Genomic DNA, 18,592 nt, shown 5'->3' with positions numbered 1-18,592 from the left:
ACCGTATCACCCTTTCTTTGCTGCTTGCGATTGATTCAAGTGGCGAACAAGCGCAGTCAGCCCAAGCTCATAGCTGTGTGACCCGAAGCCGGCGATTTGACCGACTGCGATTGCGGCAACAACAGATACATGGCGGAAAGATTCTCGTTTGTGAATATTCGACATATGTACCTCAATGATTGGAATTCCAACTGAGCTGAGGGCGTCGCGGAGTGCATAGCTGTAATGCGTCCAAGCTCCAGGATTGATCACAATACCGTCCGCTTTGCCGAAAGCACTATGAATACGATCAATCATTTCGCCCTCATGATTCGTTTGGAAAAAGGCTACGGAAACACCAAGTCTCTCCGCTTTTTCCTTCAAGAGCGATTCAATGTCTGCCAGCGTTTCTGAACCGTATACGTCAGGCTCTCGAATACCGAGCATGTTTAAGTTCGGTCCGTTCAAAATAACGATATTGTGCATGAATGCACCTCCCAAGCAACCGAATCCATCATAGGTTCAAAGATCACTTGCCATTTTACCACAAATGTCTGCCGCTTGAGAAGTAGAACTCATCACTGGGCTTTAATCGGCTCTCTAGACGCCTCATCTGTGAATTCAAAGGCTATGGAATAGCCGATAAATAAGCCCCACAGCAGAAACACGCAAAGCTCGGTAAAAAGTGTATTCCAGCCCTCTTGCCGAATTCCACTCGTTATGCCAAGCATCGGGCCGACAACAACCATCAGGATCAACCACCATAGGGCACCGTAAGCAACACCCGGCCATGCCCCCCTGAGCTTACCTAAGGCTACTTTGTAAAGCAGTGCAGCCAAAATCGAAAATAGGACGAAAAAACCGACGCCAACGACTTCGCCCCAGCTTGTTTTGAGAAACGATTCTTTGAAAAAAGGGTCTGCAGCAAAACCCGGCAATACTTTTGTGAATTTCATTTCGTAAAACATCCAACGCGCAATTCCCCAAATCAAGCCTGCAAAAAAACCAATTTGAATCGGGTAGAGCCACGGGTTCGTATGATGCTGCTGCTCGTCATATCCATTCGTTCGCCTGTTTCCCGCCATTTTGATAGCCTCCATTCTAATCTCGAGCATGCTAAGAAGTAGTATATGGAATAAGGCCGTTTCATAACCGCAAACCACTGTATCTATAACCTTCGCTTCCCATTTGCTGACGTTGGCATTTGGCTATTAGATCAAGTACAATAGACTTACAAAGTTATAGCTACATTCGTCGCAAACGTGCAGACGATAATCTACTCAAGGATGGTGACAAGCACTTGCCGCAAGATTCCCGAAGCATTTATGGTGGACAAGCGGTTATTGAAGGCGTGATGTTCGCAGGCAAACACGTTAACGTAACAGCTGTCCGGCGCAAGAATGATGAAATCGTTTTTTACGAGGTACCGCGCACTTCGAAGAGCTGGATTCAAGCTCTTAAGAAAATTCCGCTCGTAAGAGGCGTCGTAGGCTTACTGGAATCCAGTGCCAAAGGTTCGCAGCATCTGAACTTCTCTATGGAAGCCTATGCAGAAGACGAAGCCGGTGAGGAAACTAAAGATCAATTCTCTAAAGAAGCACCTGTAGCTAAGGAAGAGAAGAAGCAAGGCTGGAGTCTCAGTATGATCGTCGGCGTTGCCGTAGCAGGCGTCCTGTCCTTCATATTCGGAAAGCTTATCTTCACTGCTGCTCCAGCAGCTATTGAGGAATTGCTCTTTTCAGGGGTATTTGAGAACAAAATCGGTCATAACCTGTTAGAAGGACTCATCAAAATCATTTTACTGCTTGCTTATTTGTATTTCATCTCGATGACGCCGTTAATCAAACGATTGTTTCAATATCACGGAGCTGAGCATAAAGTAATCAGCGCTTATGAAGCTGGCGAAGAGTTAACGATACGCAATGTACAAAAGTACAGCAGGCTTCATTATCGCTGTGGATCGAGCTTTATCGTGTTCACTGTCATTGTCGGCGTCGTCATTTACTCGCTGCCATTCTTTACTTGGGACTCCATCTGGGAACGCATTTATATTCGTATTCTGCTTCTGCCTTTGGTACTCGGCCTATCTTATGAGGTACTTCGCTGGACTAACGCTTTGCGCGAAATACCCGTATTGCGCTACCTGGGCTTCCCTGGACTTTGGCTTCAGCTGTTAACGACGAAAGAACCGCGTGATGAGCAGGTTGCCGTCTCTATCGCTTCCTTCAATCGCATGCTCGAGTTAGACAAACAAACAAAGTGAAACCACGTATGGAAAGGCGGTTATTGATATGAGCAGAGCATCCGGCAAATGGAATGTGTGGTCCATCACTTTTCTAGCCTTGCTTGTCATTGGACTCGCTAACACTGTCGTTTCAAATCCTTTGACGTTTATTATTCCTATTGTCATACTTGGCGGGATTTTCTGGCTTTATAAATATCCGCCTTCTTTTTTGAGAAATAACAGTGCTCAGCATGGACGAACGCAAGTTACACAAAGCCGGGCAACTGCAGCCAAGACAAAAGCGAAGAAGCCCCGCTCATCCAAAACGGTGCCCTTTCGCGTCATAGAAGGCGGCAAAGATGATGATGATTTGCCGAAATATCACTAATGAAACAGAAAAGGTCTGGAGCAAATTTGCTCCAGACCTTTTCTGTTTCATCGTATATTACTTCTTTTCCAAGACAGCAAAATAATTATGCTCATTATCAGGGAAATTGAACACTCTGCCAGACGGAATCGTGACGATTTCTCCAACTTTGATTTGTTTATTTGCTAAATCTGCATACAATTCGTCGAATTTGTCTGAAAAAAGCATCAGTGAAGGTGTTCCTAGATTGATACCTGAAGCCATCTTTTCAACAAATTCCTTATTCTGAAGAACGATGCTTGTTTCTGAATGCTCAGAAGGTGCGATTTCAATCCATCTCATGCCTTCACCGTTGTCGTATTCCGAAATGACGCTGAATCCTAATTGCTTTGTCCAAAAATCTCTTGACTCATCTTGGTTATTGACATACAGCATAATTTGACCAATTCTACTAAACATTGAAATTCGACTCCCTTGAATATGTATTTGGACAAGCGCAAAGCGCGAAGCTCATATCCATTATTCGCTGTCCATCTCCGCACGAACGGCACGAAGCTCGTCCATTCTCTGAGAATCTCTGCGGAAATATTCAACTAACGTTTCAATACAGGTAATCGAGTCCCAACTCAAATGATGCTCAATGCCTTCAACATCCTGATAAATGTTCTCGTCCTGTACGCCAATTGTAGTAAGAAATGATTCAAGCAGTTGATGACGGTCTACCAGCCTCTTGCCCATTTTCTTTCCTTTATTCGTCAGCACAAGACCCCGATATTTCTCATAGATCAGATAGTTATCCTTGTCGAGCTTCTGAATCATTTTGGTTACAGAGGAAGGATGCACCTCTAAACCCTCCGCAATGTCAGAAACACGCGCGTAGCCTTTTTCATCAATAAGCTTGTAAATTCTTTCCAAGTAGTCTTCCATGCTCGGTGTCGGCACTGAAGAACCCCCTAACCATACTTCTTCACCTATCAGGCGTTATTCTTCATATCATACACTGTTGATTGGTTGCACTGCAACCCGCAGAAACCGACGGAAAGTGTTCAAATCGCATTTCACGCTGAAACTTACCAGATTCAACTGCGATCATCCGTCGCACAATAAGATGATTGATAATTCGATCATCTTATGGAGGAATAGCTGATGAGCACAGTCGTTATTGAACGTCCCAGAACGGATCGCTCCACCCTGTCCTTCGTACCCGAGCTCGTTTATTTTGAGCCTTCTGCGCTGGATTATCCGAAGGGTCAGCGTATATTCGAATGGGTTAAAAAGGAAGGCATCCCTTACCGTATGACGACCTCCCACAATCGCATTACCAATTTGCCTGGCGATACCGAGCTTGAGCAATACAAAATTGCAAAACGCACTCTCGTTGTCGGCATTCGCAAAACGCTAAAATTCGATACGTCTAAGCCATCTGCCGAATATGCGATTCCTATTGCAACAGGCTGCATGGCGCACTGCCACTACTGCTATTTGCAAACGACTCTAGGTGCAAAACCTTATATCAGGGTGTATGTTAACATGGATGATATCTTGAACGCAGCCCAAGGGTACATTGATGAACGAATACCTGAAGTGACTCGTTTCGAAGCTGCTTGTACATCCGATCCAGTAGGTCTAGAGCCTATAACGGGCAGCCTAAGAGAGCTTGTGGAATTCATGGGAGGACAAGAGCATGGCCGGCTTCGATTCGTGACCAAATTCCATCATGTCGATTCGCTTCTGGATGCTAATCATAATGGACATACGAGAATTCGCTTTAGCGTGAATGCCAAGTATGTCATCAAAAATTTCGAACCGGCAACCTCAAGCTTTGATCAACGCATAGAGGCCGCCGCAAAGGTAGCTAGAGCAGGTTATCCAATGGGGTTCATTATTGCCCCTATAATATGGCATGACGGCTGGGAGGAAGGCTATGGGGAGCTTATATCAGCTCTTGCCGATCAACTTCCTGCCGACGTCACCAAAGACCTCACCTTTGAATTAATTCAACACCGCTTCACCAAAACCGCCAAAACTGTGATCGAGAAACGTTATCCACGAACAAAGCTCGAAATGGATATCGAAAAACGCAAATATAAATGGGGACGCTGGGGACAAGGTAAGTACGTATACCCCGATGAACAAGCAAATGCGCTCCGCATGTATTTATCGGAGCGCATCTTTGAACATTTTCCTGAAGCCAAAATCGAATATTTCACTTAAAACGCTGCTGTATGTTTAAAAAGCCAGCCATTCAGGCGTAATCATATTGAGCCAAATCGTAATTTTCGTCATTTGATCCGTGAAGAGTAGCAGACCCATTAAGATCATAACGGCACCGCCGATTTTCATCACGATAGCGGAATATTTCAATATCCATCTTGCTGTACCGAGGAAAAAAGCAAGGACGAAAAAAGGAATGGCGAAACCAAGTGCATAGGCCGTTGTAAGCTTGAACCATGTACCCGGCTCTGTTGCAGCAAGCCCTAATATGGCCGTCAAAGCAGGCCCCATACAAGGTGTCCAACCAGCAGAGAAGCCAATGCCAAAGATAAAAGAGCTGACATAGTTGGCTTTCTTAGGGATAAGATTCATCCGTCTTTCTTTCAATAGCAATTGAGGCTGGAAGAGACCAAGGAGAAACAGCCCCATCAATATAATTAATATGGCAGATAATTGCCGAATAAGCTGCCTGTATTCGCTGAAAAACTCTGCGAACACATTCGTACCATAACCTAGAGCATAATAAACGGTGCAAAAGCCTAAAATAAAAAACAGCGTATGCGACATCGTTCGCATGCGTTTTTGTTTCGCATTCGAATTCTCCTTCAAATCCGCTACCGATATCCCGGTTATGTATGAGAGGTATGAGGGATAGAGAGGCAAGCAGCAAGGTGAAATAAACGATGCAAAGCCAGCAGCTAAAGCCAGCCAAATGTTAATATCCGACAAACCCTTCTCCCCCTATCAGCTATCAGCTACCAGCACGCACTCCACGCTTTAGTAAAAGCAGAAGTAGCAGTACGGCAATCAACAGCAGTACAATGGTTCCACCTGGCGCTAAGTTCCATATTCCAGCGATCAGTAATCCCGCTACAACCGCCAGCTCCCCAATAATAACGACTGTAATTACACTTTGACGAAAGCTCTTCGCAATAATCAAGCTGCAAGCTGCTGGTATCGTAAGCAGCGCAGATACGAGCAGTGCTCCGACGATTTTGATCGAAACGCTAATAACAAGCGCAGTAAGCACGCTAATCATAATATTGTAGAATTTGACAGGCAAGCCGCTGACAGCTGCTGCATCCTCGTCGAACGTAATCAAGAACAACTCCTTAACCTGCATCCAAATGGCAATGAGTACGACAACCGTAACGCCACCAATTACATAAAGATCCGTGCTGTTCAGTGTATAGATGCTGCCGAATAAATAGCTGTTCACATTGTTATTGAAGCCTTTTCCCATCGTGAACAGCAATGAAGCCAGTGCAACCCCGCCGCTCATAATAATGGCAATGGACAACTCTGCATAAGATTTATATGCTTTGCGAAGCTTTTCTATGGCAAAGGATGCCGCAATGGCAAAAACTAAGCCAACCGCTATCGGATACACCCCGATTAAAAATCCAAGCGCAACCCCCGCGATCGAGACATGCGATAACGTATCTCCGATCATCGAAAGTCTGCGAAGCACAAGAAATAAGCCCATCAGCGGCGCGGTTACGCCAATGAGCAGCCCGCCAATAAGGGCCCGCTGAAAAAACTCGCTAGTTACGATCTCCAATCAAAACAACCTCTTTCCTGCTTTCCATTTGCTCTCTAAGGCCCTTCAAGCTATGTGCCAAATCATTCTCCACACAGTCCTCAGTTTCATGCGAATGCTTAATATGAAACTTGAGCTTCCCGTTAGAGGCTGCCGGCTCTTGTCCCAAATAAGAGCGAATCATATCCAAATCATGAGAAACCATAAGGAATGTAATATTGTGATGCTGATGCATATGCTTGATCATGTGGAAGAAGCTTTCCTGCGTCTCCGTATCAATCCCAACAGTCGGCTCATCGAGAATAAGCAGTGACGGATTGTTAATGAGAGCTCTAGCCAGAAACACTCGCTGCTGTTGTCCGCCAGACAGCTGTCCGATCCGCTTGTCCTGCAAATCCTCTATACCCATTGCGTGCAGAGCATCTTCGCATTTGTTGAAATCGTCTTTGTTCATTCGCTTGAACAGCTTGCTTCGACCATATAGTCCTGAGAGCACGACTTCACGAACCGTTGCCGGAAACAACGGATTCAGTGCGTTTTTCTGCGGTACGTAGCCGATGCGCTCCCATTGCTTGAAACGCTCTACCTTTTCGCCGAACAGCCGAATTGTACCGCTAGTAGGCTTCAGCAAGCCGACGATCATGCGCAGCAGCGTCGTTTTTCCGGCGCCATTCGTTCCGATTAAGCCAATAAAATCGCGTTCCTTCACCGCAAAGCTAAGATCCGAAATGACAGCCTGCTGTTGAAACGAAAAAGAAACATCCTCCAGTGAAATGACCTCTTGGTGGCAGCTAGCGCCTGTATTGGTGATGCGATTCGATGATTGCGCCATTATTTCTCTCCTCACAGCAATACGGAGCTGAGTCAGCTCCGTAGGTTTGCCTTTTGTTCTATTGTAATGCTTGCACAAGATTTTGCAAGTTTCGTTCCATTAGCGTTACGTATGTTTCACCGCTCTTTTCTTGATCTGGCGTTAAGCCCTCAAGCGGATTTAACACCATCGTATCCACATCTGCCTCATCTGCTAGCGTTTTGGCCAACTGGTCAGATACGAGCTCCTCGAAAAAGATATATTTCACGCCGTTTGCTTTGATGAACTTCGCGATCTCCAGCATATCCTGAGCGCGCGGCTCCGCATCTGGGCTTAATCCCATAATCGATAATTGCTTAAGTCCATAATCACGTGCCAAGTATCCGAAAGCTTGATGAGAAGTTACGATATTCTTATTTGTGGTTTGTGCTAGCTTAGCTGTGTAATCCGCATCGATCGCTTCCAGCTTAGCAACAAGCTCCGTATAGTTTTGCTCATAGTCTGCTTGGTTTGCACTGTCAACCTCGATTAAGCTGTTTTTCACATTCTCAGCAAGCTTTAATGCCGATTTTGGACTTACCCACGTATGAGGGTCCAATCCGCCGTGATCATGCTCCTCTTCTTGGCCATGTTCATCCTCATGCTCGTGCTCATCTGCATGCTCTTCTTCTGAGCCTTCAATTAATGCAATGCCATTGCTGATTTCCTTCGTGACAACTGTGCTGTCTTTCGACAAGCCCTTTAGAAATCCATCAACCCATCCCTCAAGACCAGCTCCATGATACAGGAAAAGCTGAGCCTTAGACGCTGTATCTAGATCACGGCTTTTTGGCGTCCAGTCATGCGGTTCTATGCCTGTTGCTACCAGATTAATAGCAGCCACATGACTGCCTCCAATTTCAGAAGCTAGATAATATAGTGGATAGAAGCTAGTAACTACGCTGATCTGCTTTTCCGACTCTTCTGCTGCTTTATTACTATTTGCTTCATTTGACGCGTTTGCTGCATTCGTCGCATCCGCGGGCGGAGTTGCGTTATCCGTATTGTTACCGCAAGCTGCTGCGAATAGCAGCATAGCAGCTAGAAGCAGGCTTAACGCTGCCTTGCGCATCGTTATTGTCACATTTCTCATTTTGTATTCTCTCCATTCCACAATTTCTTTTTCGTAATCGTTATTATTACGTTTTGTATTATACGATGCTATTTGCTGGGCTGTCAACCCCGTTTGGAAGAATAACAATGTTCGTGTTCCTATACAGACAATGCAAGCCGTAACTTCTTGACGCGTGGTATCTAACCCATTCATTCCGTGCAAAAAAAGGTGTTCAGTCTGTCTTTCGACATCCAGAACACCTTCTATGCTTCATATATTGGTTTGCTGATGTTGCTATTTCACAATTGCACCATTAGGCATGCCGTCCGGCACCGTCGCGAGTGTCAGCTGGTCTCCATGTGAAGCGGCAAGAATCATACCTTGCGACCATTCTCCGCGCAGCTTAACCGGCTTCAAATTCGTCACGCAGATGACCTTGAGGCCAACCATCTGCTCTGGCGTATAAAACTTTGCAATGCCTGATACAACCTGTCTCTGCTCATATCCAAGGTCAAGCTGGAGCTTGAGCAGCTTATCAGCTTTATGAACAGGTTCTGCTGCAATTACCTGTGCAACGCGGAGCTCGACCTTCGCAAAGTCATCAATAGCGATTTCGTCTTTGCTGTCGGCGGGAGCTGATACCTTTGCTGCCTCAGATTCCGCATTCACAGCAGCTGCTTGATTATCAGCTTGCTGCTGTACACCTCCGCCCATTTCCGCTGCAATGAAAGCAGATTCCTCGGCTGTGTCAAGCCGCGGGAACAATGGGGTGCCTTTGCTTACCTTAGTACCGCCAGGCAAAGCGCCGAATTGCTTCGTGCTTTCCCATGTAGTCAAATCGCCCTGCTCTATACCTAGCTGCTTCCACATTTCCCGCGGGGAATGCGTTAAGAAAGGCTGCAGCAGGATGGATACGATACGAAGCGATTCAGCCAAATGATGCATAACGGATGCCAGCTCGCCTTTTTTGGATTCATCCTTCGCGAGCGTCCATGGCTGCGTTTCATCGATATACTTGTTCGTCCGGCTAACAAGCTGCCAAAGCGACGCAAGTGCAACAGAGAACTCCATGTTCTCAAGCGCATCCTCAACGTGACCTATCGTTTCGTTTGCAAGCTTCTGCACTGATTCGTCGTATGCCGTTACGTTGCCTGCGAACGCTGGAACAACGCCATCGAAATATTTGTCGATCATCGCGACTGTTCGGTTGAGCAGATTGCCCAGGTCATTCGCCAAGTCAAAGTTGATCCGCTCAACGAAGTTTTCAGGTGTGAACGTACCATCTGCTCCGAACGGCACTTCACGAAGCAAATAATAACGAAGTGCATCAAGCCCATAACGGTCAATCAGCATAACCGGATCGACAACATTGCCCTTAGACTTTGACATCTTACCGTCCTTCATTAGAAGCCAGCCATGCGCAAATACTTTCTTAGGAAGCGGCAGCCCTAGCGCCATGAGCATAATCGGCCAATAAATCGTATGGAAACGTACAATTTCTTTCCCTACAAGGTGAACATCAGCTGGCCAGAAATCACGATACTTCTGGTCCTTTCCTTCATCGCCGTACCCGAGTGCTGTTATATAGTTGGACAAGGCATCGATCCACACGTAAATGACATGCTTTGCATCGCCTGGAACCTTAACGCCCCAATCAAACGTCGTCCGTGATACGGCCAAATCCTCAAGCCCAGGCTTGATGAAATTGTTGATCATTTCGTTTTTACGAGATTCTGGCTGGATGAAGTCAGGATTATCCTCGTAATATTGCAGCAAACGGTCTGCATAATGACTCATACGGAAGAAGTAGCTCTCTTCCTTCACCAGTTCAACAGGGCGGCCGCAGTCCGGACAATTGCCGTTCTCCAGCTGTCGCTCTAGGAAAAATGATTCGCATGGCGTACAGTACCAGCCTTCATACGCGCCTTTATAAATGTCACCTTGCTCTAACAGCTGAGCAAATATTTTCTCTACGATCACTTTATGGCGATCCTCAGTCGTGCGGATGAAATCATCGTTGGATATTTCAAGCTTTGCCCAAAGATCCTTAATCCCAACCACAATGTCATCGACAAATTGCTGCGGGGTCTGATCTTTTTCCTTAGCTTTGCGCTCAATCTTCTGTCCATGCTCATCTGTTCCAGTCAAGTACCATACATCATAGCCGCGAAGTCGCTTGTAGCGAGCCATCGCATCGCCAGCAACCGTCGTATAAGCATGTCCGATATGGAGCTTATCGCTCGGATAATAAATCGGCGTCGTTAGGTAAAACGTTTTTTTGTTCGTCATAGAACTGCCCCCTCGCTCGAATTGTAACAATAAAAAAACGCAAAAAACTCCCGTCCATCATGGGACGAGAGTTGTAACTCACGCGGTACCACCCAAATTTCAATCTGCAAATGGCTATAAGAGCAGCCGCTTGTAGAAAGCTTCGTGTGCCGCCTCACAGGCGGCTAACGCCGTTAACGCCAGCTTCGCGTCGATCTCTCGCCCAGCGTATGCTGCTACTGCGGCTTGAAATCGAATCCTCCCGGACCATGTTCCAATAGCGTTCCTTACCGGCTTCCAGCATCTGTCCCGGCTCTCTGTTAAGGTTGTGCTACTATACTTATCCGTTCCTCGGACATATAGGGAAATATGAATGACAGTGTAGCCCTTTAATATTCAAAATATACCGAATGTGCTCCCTATCTGTCAAGGAGCATCTGACTTGGAACCGAGTACAGCGGGAACCGGGTCGTACCCCCCTGCATGAAACGGGTGGCAGCGTGCAATTCTCTTCGCTGCAAGCCATGAGCCCTTAGCTGCGCCATGCTTCTCAATAGCCTCAAGCGCATACATCGAGCATGTCGGATAGAATCGGCATGACGGCGGCATTAGCGGCGAGATCACTTTGCGATAGAAATGAATCGGAGCCTGCGTCACTCTGCGCATTACTCGTTTATCCGTCATCAGACTCCGCTTGCTGCGGACTCTTCCTGCACGCATGCTTTGCAGTATCCGAACACTTCAAATTTATGCTTCACGACCTGGAAATCATCAGGTACATTCGTTTGCTCCATCGGACAGAACGTGATTGGATACGTTTTGCCGCATTGCAAACAAATCATATGGTGATGATGATCATTCTCTCTGCAGTGCAGCTTGAATTTGCCGCCATCCTCGAAGATAACTTGCTCCAGAACACCTAGCTCTTCCATCACGCGCAAGTTTCGGTAAACGGTATCAAAGCTGAGTCCAGTATAGGATTTGCCCATATATTCATAGACCTCTTTAGGCGCCAAGTAGCCCTGCGTCTCCGAAAATAGCTTCGCCAGCGTTTTTCTTTGATCCGTTATTCTCAATCCTTGACTAGACATGCGTCGTATAATGTCTTCCATCGTATGCATATGTCGAACCTCCGGACTAAAAATGGTATACCTCCATAATGACGAAAAAAAAAGCTCTCGTCAATGAGAGCCTTTGCTTAACCGTTCAATCTCATATTAACCATGAAGCTTGCTGACATCGCTACGAACAGCACAATACTCAGAATGCCTACCAGCATTCGCATTGCATTGAGCCTTCTAACCAGTGCAGCATCGTTTGATTGGCGCCTCGCCTCCGTGTAGGAGCGATGGATAAACATGTATGTCACTACGGAAACAACAAAAAAAATATTTACGACAAACCATATCAATGTCCAGGTCAAGCTTTAACCTCCGGTAGCGATAAGCTATAGCTCAGCTATAGATACCATTTGTTTAGTATAAACATAAAGACAATGAAACTCACAATAGCTCCTGCGAAGCTAAACCAGCCAGTCCGAAACTTTTGCTGAAACATGCGCAAAATTCCAAAGCTTAGCAATCCGAAAATAAGCATTAAAAAAACGATTCCGAGTATGAATAACGAAGCAGAAACACTGCTTACATCGACTAATGACACCGAGCACACTCCCTTTTTTGCTAATATGTACATGTTCATTAGACATTATAAGGGATAGAGGTCCCTTTAGCCAACTGTTATCCCTGTCGATTTCGTGACAAAAAGAGCATACATCGTACGACGCATGCCCTTCAAGACGAACCTGCCCGATCACCAGCGAACAATCGCTTCATGATAGCTGCGGTTAGTTGGACGTTTTTGAAGTTTCACCTTCAGCACCTGCTCCTGAAGCTGTGTCCTGCAAACACGCGGCTTTACCAGCTTTGGCAGCTTAATCGTCTCGATTTTGCCGCCGGGCAGCCCCTCCAGCTTCAGTCGATCTTCTCGCACGAACAAGCGAAGCTGCTCCTTATCGAAGCCGGCTGGTAAATTTATTTGGACATGAACAAAATGGCGAGTCTCGGAAAAGGTAGCTGATCCTCCTCCAATTATAGCACCAGCTGCCTCTGGCAGCGCTTTTGTCATCATTTTGCGCACATATTGCTCAACCCAATTCGGTTCCCGAAGCAGCTCGAATCCCTTTGGTAGCTGCTGCCTCTCCATCCATCGCTCCATATCATCCCATTTGGATGCCACCAGCAAACACCCGCCTTCCAGCACTTCTGCCAGTATATGCGCCTATGATCGTTCAGGATACCTATAAGAAGGGAACCTCTAGGCGGATGCCGCATAGAATATAGCACGATCATCTATGCAGCATGATTTCATGTAAAAAGGAGGATGCTCATGCCAGCTGTTGTCGGCTTTGTCAAAATCGTAAGCATAGGCTCCGGCTCCATCGTTCAGTTCGGCGATTCATTGGAGGTGTCTCCTAGCAGCAGTTCCAAAACTTATGCGGGATCAGGCTCGTTCTTAACCGGTAGTCTCACGAATTCCAATAATGCGGTCAGCGCTACCAATTCGATTGACCCCGACGTACAAGACAATACGAACAATGAAGTGAACGCGATATGAGTCTAACGATTCATCAACAAATTACGATTCATCAGCTTCGCGTTGACAGTGTATCGAACAGCTCCGTCTTGCAGGTAGGAAGCGCAGGCTCCATCCGCTCGTTATCGCAGCTCTATAATACCGGCGGGTTTACGTCACCCGCTCCACAGCTAGGCGAGGATAACCCGCTTTCCTTCGTGCCGCTGCCCAATCCGTCGTAGAAGCAGCCGCGAATCTGACACAAGAAGGAGGAGCAGAACCATGCAGCAGCCAAACCCATTGTCACCATGGCAAATGTGGTCGCTTGAGGTTCAAAACAAGCTGGGGGAGCAGCAAGAGCAGCTCGATACGCTTCATGCCCAGGTGCAGGCGTTGTGTGATCAGATCAAACAGCTCGAAAGGCGCCCTACTTACAATATCGAGAGCATTGAATACCACTTTGACCAGTTAAAAGTGGAGAAGCTGGACGGTACCTTGAATATCGGCATGACTGCTCCCGGGACGGGAGATGACTCTTTTCCCGGCAGTATTGATCAGCTGTCGGTGAAAAAACCAGAGGTTTTCCCTTCAGCCGGCCCATCCATACCTTCTCCAAGTGCGATGTATAATGACATTTTTGATGAGATGACTCGCTATTTGAACGTGGAAGCTCCACAAGCGCTGCTAGCCTATGAGCAAGAACTTTGTATTCCACTTGATCCTTATCATCGGAAAATAATTATAGAAGATATTCGCAAGCAGGTGCCTTCACGCATTCATTTCTATATGCAGAAGAGGGAAAATAGCAACAAGTCCGAACAAACGGCAGAGGACGATACTGCTGCTTCTGCAGACGTGCTTGCCAAAACGAAACGCGATGCGGATGCAGCACTCCTTTCCTATATGCGCCAGCTGCAAACCGGTATGGCATCATCTGGAGGAATGGCATAATGCTTCAATTCACCGTTGTTAATCATCAATTAAGCGTTGGTCAAATTGAAATTCTAGGCGTATCCAGCGCATCAATGCTGCAGGTCGGGGATACCGATAACGTTGCCTTATATTCCATGTTCGATACGCCTCCCGAATCCGTCATTGTTGGCCCTATGGCTCCTTTACCTCTGCCAGAGGACGCAGGCGGATCAATGGGCGAATTCTAGGAGGCGCTGCACGCGCATGAATATCCAAGCAGATCATACGTACCCCATACGAACCGCAAGCGTCGGCACAATCTGTCTTATAAGCGTTGCCCAAGCCGGTACAATCCAGTTCGGTGACCGTGCTGAGACAAATGGCCGTATACGAGCACTTGCTCTGCAGCGACAACAAGATCATACGACATCTGGCGATGTATTTTTCGAATCCTACCCATTGTTTTATCGACCGCTGCCTAGTTTCAGTGAATCTGAAGAGTCTGCCGAACAATTCCTCTCGGTTATTCGCGTGAACTGCTCGCCAAACATAACGGTAGGACATATACAAGTCATTGCAGCCGGGTCCTCCGCAAGTATCCAGATCGGCAACGGTATGCAGTTGCGAGGTGAATCGCGAATCAAACATATTCGTCAATACCCGCGTCCAAGACCAGTTCCTCCCTTGGGATGCTAAGTTCGGTTCCAAATCCACTTTCATGCTTGTCACCAGTGTACCTATCTATTCGCTGCTCGCATAATTGGTAATCCACTTAGGTTACAAGTCCATATTAATGCCAGCGCAAGCACTCTCTCCATGCGCTGGCATATTTGATTTCCATTACATTCAGATTCCATCCATACATACAGCTAATTAGCAATATGAAACAGATGAATAAGAATAAACCCAAGTCCTGCGAGCATGATTGATCCAATAAGTCCAGCGACAAATGGTTTTTTTCCTAATTTTTTGAACCATACGATATCGACACCGAGGCCAAGACCAGCCATAGCCATTGCAAGCAGCAAATATGCCGCAGCAATCATTTGCTCCGTAATCGCAGCAGGAATAATGTCTAGTGTATGAATTGCGCTCATTGCAAGAAACCCAACAATGAACCATGGAATCGGGAAGCTCTTCAGCTTCATTCTCTCGTTTGTACCCGACTTGCGACTGTTCCAGAACCCAATTACAAGCGCGACAGGGATAAGCATCGCTACGCGTGTCATCTTAATCATGACAGACATATCAACAGCTGCCTGTCCGCCTGGTGCCGCAGCAGCAACCGCATGGGCAATCTCATGCAGCGTTGATCCCGCGAATAATCCATAGCCTGCTGCGCTTAAACCAAGTACCGGATACAAAGCTGTATATGCGATCGTAAACAGAGTGCCCAGAATAGCTACCGTAGCTGCACTGATCGCCGTTTCGTTTTGGTTTGCTTTCAGTTGCGGCGCGAGAGCTACAACAGCAGCTGCCCCGCAGATCGCCGTACCGCATGCTGTCAAGAGCCCTAACCTGCTGCCGATTCCCAGCCACTTGCTCAGTCCATATACGACGAATATCGTAAATACGACATGAACAGCCGCAATCACTATCACCTTCGGACCGGCATGAATGACATCGAGCAGGTTCAAACGCATGCCTAGCAATATAATGCCAACCCGCAGTAGTCTTTTGCTGGAGAAAACGATTCCGCTATTCGCCACTGCCGGTACTATAGCCCATGATCGCAAAACCATCCCTATTAGAATAGCAACGACCATCTGCCCCATTATGTTGAAGAGTGGAAGAAGCACAACATATTTTGCAGCAATTGCAATGAGAAACGTCAAGCCTACTCCTGCTGACAAACTAAAACCGCTATAGGTGGGATAGGTGGTGGCACTTTTGGTATTCATCTCGTTCACCTCTGGATGATGATCAGCTCCGCCGATCTGTTTGCATTCACTATACGGCCCAGTCAGCTTATTGTGAAATACGCATTCTCTATCTCTATCATTATAAAAACTTATGATTAGAATGGTTATCTTATTGAAAAGACGATATGATTACGATATTAAGATAAAAATTAGAGGGAAAAATGAGGAATGATTATGATTGTTGATGCATTACGTGTATTCGTTACGGTTGCAGAGCAGCGTCACTTTTCGAGAGCCGCAGAACTGTTAAACCTCTCACAGCCCGGTGTCAGCCAGCATATCCAGAATTTGGAGAACGAGTTTGGAGTGAGGCTTCTGCATCGTTCTCCTAAGCATGTGCGTTTGACAGAAGCGGGGGATCTCTTGTATCAGAAAGCGAGGCAAATGTTATCTTTGTATGCAGATGCAAGGCAGGATATCCAGCTCCTTCAAGATGAAGTGACTGGCTCTCTCCAAATCGGAGCCAGCTTCACAATTGGCGAATATGTGCTCCCCAAACGGATCGCGGCATTTGCAGCGCAGTATCCGCTCGTAGCCATGCAGACGACAATTGGGAATACGGGAGAGATCGTTCAAGCCGTGCGCGCTAACAAGCTCGATGTCGGTCTAATTGAAGGCGAGGCACATGCCTCGGATCTAAGCGTAACTCCGTTCATGACAGATGAGATGATTGTCGTTGCTCCTGCTGCACATCCGCTAGCTTCCTCTCGAATTATTGATGCTGATCAACTGCATAATCAAATTTGGGTACTAAGGGAAAACGGCTCAGGCACACGTGCCTTCAGCGATCAATTTTTCGTCAGTACACAGCTCTCTCAAAAACGTGCTTATGTTTTCAATAGCAGTCAGAGCGTAAAGGAATCGGTACTCGCGGGCCTAGGCATTGCTCTGCTCTCTAGATGGATCGTACGGAAAGAATTAGTATCGGGAGAACTAAGCGAATTGACTATTCAGCATGCTCGGTATGAGCGGCAATTTTCTATTATTCGTCATAAGGAAGCACCCACTTCGATGGCGTTAACGATGCTCATCCAAAAATTACTGGCTGACGGGAACTGAGCAGCGCCTGGTAACTAAATTCGCACCGTTCTCTAACAAAAAAACAGCCGAGCTGCTCGGCTGTTTTTTTGTTAAACATATTTTTGCTGGAAAGCAGCAATGCTTGCATATTCCTCTGTCAGAAGCTTTGAAATCCGTATATACATAGGCATTAGCTCCGCGTATACCTCGGCATTTTTTTTATTCGGCAGATGGAAATGTGATCCGCCGACCATTTGCTCCACAACAGAGAGCGAATCGATCTCTCCTATACTGTACAAGCCAAGAATAACAGCTCCTAGACAGGAGCTCTCGATACTCTCAGGTACATGAAGTTCTTGATCGAATATATCAGCCATCATCTGACGCCATACCTCTGATCTTGCAAATCCGCCTGTTGCTTGTATTTTCTTAGGTTTACCGGTCAGCTCCTCAAGCGCCATCAGCACACTGTACAAATTAAAAATAACGCCTTCCAAAGCTGCGCGAATGAGATGCTCCTTCTTATGGTGCAGGCCCAGCCCGAAATAGGAGCCTCGTGCATTCGCATCCCAGAGAGGAGCACGCTCTCCCGATAAGTAAGGATGGAATATCAAGCCGTCCGATCCCGCATTCACTTTTGCCGCCATATCCGTCAGCAGCTCGTAAGGATCGATTCCCTGTTGCTTTGCAATACTGACTTCTTCGCTGCCGATCTGATCTCGCACCCATCGGAAGATCATACCGCCGTTATTGACAGGTCCGCCGATTACCCATAACTGATCCGTCAATGCATAACAGAAAATTCTGCCCTTAGGATCGGTCACAGGCTTGTCCGTCACAGCTCGAATTGCCCCGCTCGTTCCAATCGTTACCGCAACAACACCTGGCTCGATCGCATTAACGCCAAGATTCGAGAGAACGCCATCGCTTGCACCTACGACAAATGGGGTCGAGACAGGCAAGCCCATTTGCTGCGCATACATCTCAGACAATCCTTCAAGCTTATACGTCGTTGGCACAAGCTCAGACAATCGGTCCGGCGTCACTCCAGCCACTCTTATTGCCTCTTCATCCCATTGTAGGTTGACCAGATTAAACAGCCCCGTTGCAGAAGCGATCGAATAATCGATGACATACCTGCCGAACAGCTTGAAGAACACGTACTCTTTTATAGAAATAAACTTAAACGCACGGTCAAACAGCTCCTTATGATCATGTCGAAGCCATGTGAGCTTTGATAGCGGGGACATAGGATGGATTGGAGTACCCGTACGCAAATAGATTTGATGGCCATTCCATTCGTTCTTGATCTTATTCGCCCATTCCATGCTGCGATTATCCGCCCAGGTTATACAATTCGTTATCGGCAGCCCTTCTTGATCGACAGCAATCACGCTGTGCATAGCCGAACTGAATGAAACGCATAAAATTTGATCAGGCTGGACGTTGCTGCTTCGCATAACATGTCTGATCGTTGCGATTACCGCGTTAAAGATTTCCTCCGGGTTCTGCTCTGCAATCGCCGGCGATGGCGAATGCAGCGGATATTCTATACCATGGCTGGATACGATAGCCCCGTTCGCTGTAAACAATACAGACTTCGTACTCGTCGTTCCGATATCTACGCCGATCACAAATTTTGTACTCAATTCCGTTCCTCCTATTTCAATA

General features: G+C 46.8%; 25 protein-coding genes. 9 read left to right on the top strand and 16 right to left on the bottom strand.

The genetic code is table 11. The features are described 5' to 3' along the window. Window positions 1-6: 6 nt before the first annotated feature. Together aroQ and FGT79_RS13890 are read right to left on the bottom strand one after the other, a co-directional pair. Window positions 7-465, bottom strand: a complete 459-nt coding sequence (gene aroQ, locus FGT79_RS13895) for a type II 3-dehydroquinate dehydratase (RefSeq protein WP_138753393.1) — start codon at window positions 463-465, stop codon at window positions 7-9. 92 nt (window positions 466-557) lie between these two features. Then, window positions 558-1,064 (bottom strand): YqhR family membrane protein, encoded by a 507-nt coding sequence (locus FGT79_RS13890; RefSeq protein WP_138753392.1) that lies wholly within the window; start codon window positions 1,062-1,064, stop codon window positions 558-560. A 215-nt stretch (window positions 1,065-1,279) separates the two neighbouring features. On the opposite strand from FGT79_RS13890, the gene FGT79_RS13885 reads away from it, so the two are divergent. Continuing rightward, complete coding sequence (locus tag FGT79_RS13885; RefSeq protein WP_138753638.1) at window positions 1,280-2,242, top strand: DUF1385 domain-containing protein; 963 nt, start codon at window positions 1,280-1,282, stop codon at window positions 2,240-2,242. Between the two features lie 28 nt (window positions 2,243-2,270). Beyond that, window positions 2,271-2,591: a hypothetical protein gene (locus FGT79_RS13880; RefSeq protein WP_138753391.1), complete on the top strand. Its 321-nt coding sequence runs from the start codon at window positions 2,271-2,273 to the stop codon at window positions 2,589-2,591. A 57-nt stretch (window positions 2,592-2,648) separates the two neighbouring features. On the opposite strand, the gene FGT79_RS13875 is transcribed toward FGT79_RS13880, so the two are convergent. Together FGT79_RS13875 and mntR are read right to left on the bottom strand one after the other, a co-directional pair. Further along, window positions 2,649-3,029, bottom strand: a complete 381-nt coding sequence (locus tag FGT79_RS13875; RefSeq protein WP_138753390.1) for a VOC family protein — start codon at window positions 3,027-3,029, stop codon at window positions 2,649-2,651. Window positions 3,030-3,089: 60 nt separating this feature from the next. Then, on the bottom strand, window positions 3,090-3,512 hold the full coding sequence (gene mntR, locus FGT79_RS13870) for a transcriptional regulator MntR (protein WP_053376766.1): 423 nt from the start codon (window positions 3,510-3,512) through the stop codon (window positions 3,090-3,092). Window positions 3,513-3,716: 204 nt separating this feature from the next. Between mntR and splB the strand changes: the two genes are divergently transcribed. After that, complete coding sequence (gene splB / locus FGT79_RS13865) at window positions 3,717-4,784, top strand: spore photoproduct lyase (protein ID WP_138753389.1); 1,068 nt, start codon at window positions 3,717-3,719, stop codon at window positions 4,782-4,784. Between the two features lie 15 nt (window positions 4,785-4,799). Here the strand turns inward: splB and FGT79_RS13860 are convergent, their stop codons facing one another. The 10 genes from FGT79_RS13860 to FGT79_RS13815 form a co-directional block, all read right to left on the bottom strand. Beyond that, complete coding sequence (locus tag FGT79_RS13860) at window positions 4,800-5,513, bottom strand: cytochrome c biogenesis CcdA family protein (RefSeq protein WP_138753388.1); 714 nt, start codon at window positions 5,511-5,513, stop codon at window positions 4,800-4,802. 22 nt (window positions 5,514-5,535) lie between these two features. Beyond that, window positions 5,536-6,345: a metal ABC transporter permease gene (locus FGT79_RS13855; RefSeq protein ID WP_138753387.1), complete on the bottom strand. Its 810-nt coding sequence runs from the start codon at window positions 6,343-6,345 to the stop codon at window positions 5,536-5,538. Continuing rightward, complete coding sequence (locus FGT79_RS13850) at window positions 6,329-7,156, bottom strand: metal ABC transporter ATP-binding protein (protein ID WP_138753386.1); 828 nt, start codon at window positions 7,154-7,156, stop codon at window positions 6,329-6,331. Before FGT79_RS13850 ends, FGT79_RS13855 begins: the two co-directional genes overlap by 17 nt. A 58-nt stretch (window positions 7,157-7,214) precedes the next feature. Next, window positions 7,215-8,267 (bottom strand): metal ABC transporter solute-binding protein, Zn/Mn family, encoded by a 1,053-nt coding sequence (locus FGT79_RS13845; RefSeq protein ID WP_246096425.1) that lies wholly within the window; start codon window positions 8,265-8,267, stop codon window positions 7,215-7,217. A 255-nt stretch (window positions 8,268-8,522) separates the two neighbouring features. Continuing rightward, window positions 8,523-10,517, bottom strand: coding sequence for a methionine--tRNA ligase (metG, locus tag FGT79_RS13840; RefSeq protein WP_138753385.1), 1,995 nt, complete (start codon window positions 10,515-10,517; stop codon window positions 8,523-8,525). A 154-nt stretch (window positions 10,518-10,671) separates the two neighbouring features. Further along, the gene (locus FGT79_RS32250) at window positions 10,672-10,800 is read right to left on the bottom strand and encodes a hypothetical protein (protein WP_281285943.1); all 129 of its coding nucleotides are present in this window, start codon (window positions 10,798-10,800) and stop codon (window positions 10,672-10,674) included. 122 nt (window positions 10,801-10,922) lie between these two features. After that, complete coding sequence (yidD, locus tag FGT79_RS13835) at window positions 10,923-11,162, bottom strand: membrane protein insertion efficiency factor YidD (RefSeq protein WP_212758586.1); 240 nt, start codon at window positions 11,160-11,162, stop codon at window positions 10,923-10,925. A 17-nt stretch (window positions 11,163-11,179) separates the two neighbouring features. Further along, the gene (locus FGT79_RS13830) at window positions 11,180-11,617 is read right to left on the bottom strand and encodes a Fur family transcriptional regulator (RefSeq protein WP_138753383.1); all 438 of its coding nucleotides are present in this window, start codon (window positions 11,615-11,617) and stop codon (window positions 11,180-11,182) included. A 77-nt stretch (window positions 11,618-11,694) separates the two neighbouring features. Next, entirely contained in the window at window positions 11,695-11,919 is a 225-nt protein-coding gene (locus FGT79_RS13825) for a hypothetical protein (RefSeq protein WP_138753382.1), read from the bottom strand. 386 nt (window positions 11,920-12,305) lie between these two features. Then, a complete protein-coding gene (locus FGT79_RS13815) occupies window positions 12,306-12,731 on the bottom strand; it encodes an Hsp20/alpha crystallin family protein (protein ID WP_138753380.1) in 426 nt (141 codons plus the stop codon). Between the two features lie 150 nt (window positions 12,732-12,881). On the opposite strand from FGT79_RS13815, the gene FGT79_RS13810 reads away from it, so the two are divergent. The 5 genes from FGT79_RS13810 to FGT79_RS13790 are packed head-to-tail and all read left to right on the top strand — an operon-like array spanning window position 12,882 to window position 14,675. Next, window positions 12,882-13,109 carry a spore germination protein gene (locus FGT79_RS13810; RefSeq protein WP_138753379.1) on the top strand — a complete coding sequence of 76 codons (228 nt, stop codon included), beginning with the start codon at window positions 12,882-12,884 and terminating at the stop codon, window positions 13,107-13,109. Next, window positions 13,106-13,309 carry a spore germination protein GerPB gene (locus tag FGT79_RS13805; RefSeq protein ID WP_138753378.1) on the top strand — a complete coding sequence of 68 codons (204 nt, stop codon included), beginning with the start codon at window positions 13,106-13,108 and terminating at the stop codon, window positions 13,307-13,309. Before FGT79_RS13810 ends, FGT79_RS13805 begins: the two co-directional genes overlap by 4 nt. Before the next feature lie 40 nt (window positions 13,310-13,349). After that, window positions 13,350-14,018: a spore germination protein GerPC gene (gene gerPC / locus FGT79_RS13800; RefSeq protein ID WP_138753377.1), complete on the top strand. Its 669-nt coding sequence runs from the start codon at window positions 13,350-13,352 to the stop codon at window positions 14,016-14,018. After that, window positions 14,018-14,227: a spore gernimation protein GerPD gene (locus FGT79_RS13795; protein ID WP_138753376.1), complete on the top strand. Its 210-nt coding sequence runs from the start codon at window positions 14,018-14,020 to the stop codon at window positions 14,225-14,227. The genes gerPC and FGT79_RS13795 overlap by 1 nt, the downstream gene beginning before the upstream one ends. A gap of 16 nt (window positions 14,228-14,243) precedes the next feature. Then, window positions 14,244-14,675 carry a spore germination protein GerPE gene (locus FGT79_RS13790; RefSeq protein WP_138753375.1) on the top strand — a complete coding sequence of 144 codons (432 nt, stop codon included), beginning with the start codon at window positions 14,244-14,246 and terminating at the stop codon, window positions 14,673-14,675. Between the two features lie 173 nt (window positions 14,676-14,848). Here the strand turns inward: FGT79_RS13790 and FGT79_RS13785 are convergent, their stop codons facing one another. Continuing rightward, window positions 14,849-15,880 (bottom strand): YeiH family protein, encoded by a 1,032-nt coding sequence (locus FGT79_RS13785; RefSeq protein ID WP_138753374.1) that lies wholly within the window; start codon window positions 15,878-15,880, stop codon window positions 14,849-14,851. 195 nt (window positions 15,881-16,075) lie between these two features. Here FGT79_RS13785 and FGT79_RS13780 point away from each other — a divergent pair, with 195 nt between their 5' ends. Continuing rightward, window positions 16,076-16,960: a LysR family transcriptional regulator gene (locus FGT79_RS13780; RefSeq protein ID WP_138753373.1), complete on the top strand. Its 885-nt coding sequence runs from the start codon at window positions 16,076-16,078 to the stop codon at window positions 16,958-16,960. Between the two features lie 71 nt (window positions 16,961-17,031). Here FGT79_RS13780 and gntK read toward each other — a convergent pair whose 3' ends face one another. Further along, window positions 17,032-18,555 (bottom strand): gluconokinase, encoded by a 1,524-nt coding sequence (gene gntK, locus FGT79_RS13775; protein ID WP_171056257.1) that lies wholly within the window; start codon window positions 18,553-18,555, stop codon window positions 17,032-17,034. Between the last annotated feature and the right edge of the window lie 37 nt (window positions 18,556-18,592).

The organism is Paenibacillus sinopodophylli (assembly GCF_005930355.1).
Taxonomy (GTDB): domain Bacteria; phylum Bacillota; class Bacilli; order Paenibacillales; family Paenibacillaceae; genus Pristimantibacillus; species Pristimantibacillus sinopodophylli.
Note: the sequence above shows the minus strand (reverse complement) of the source record. Positions and strands in the feature narration are given on the sequence as shown.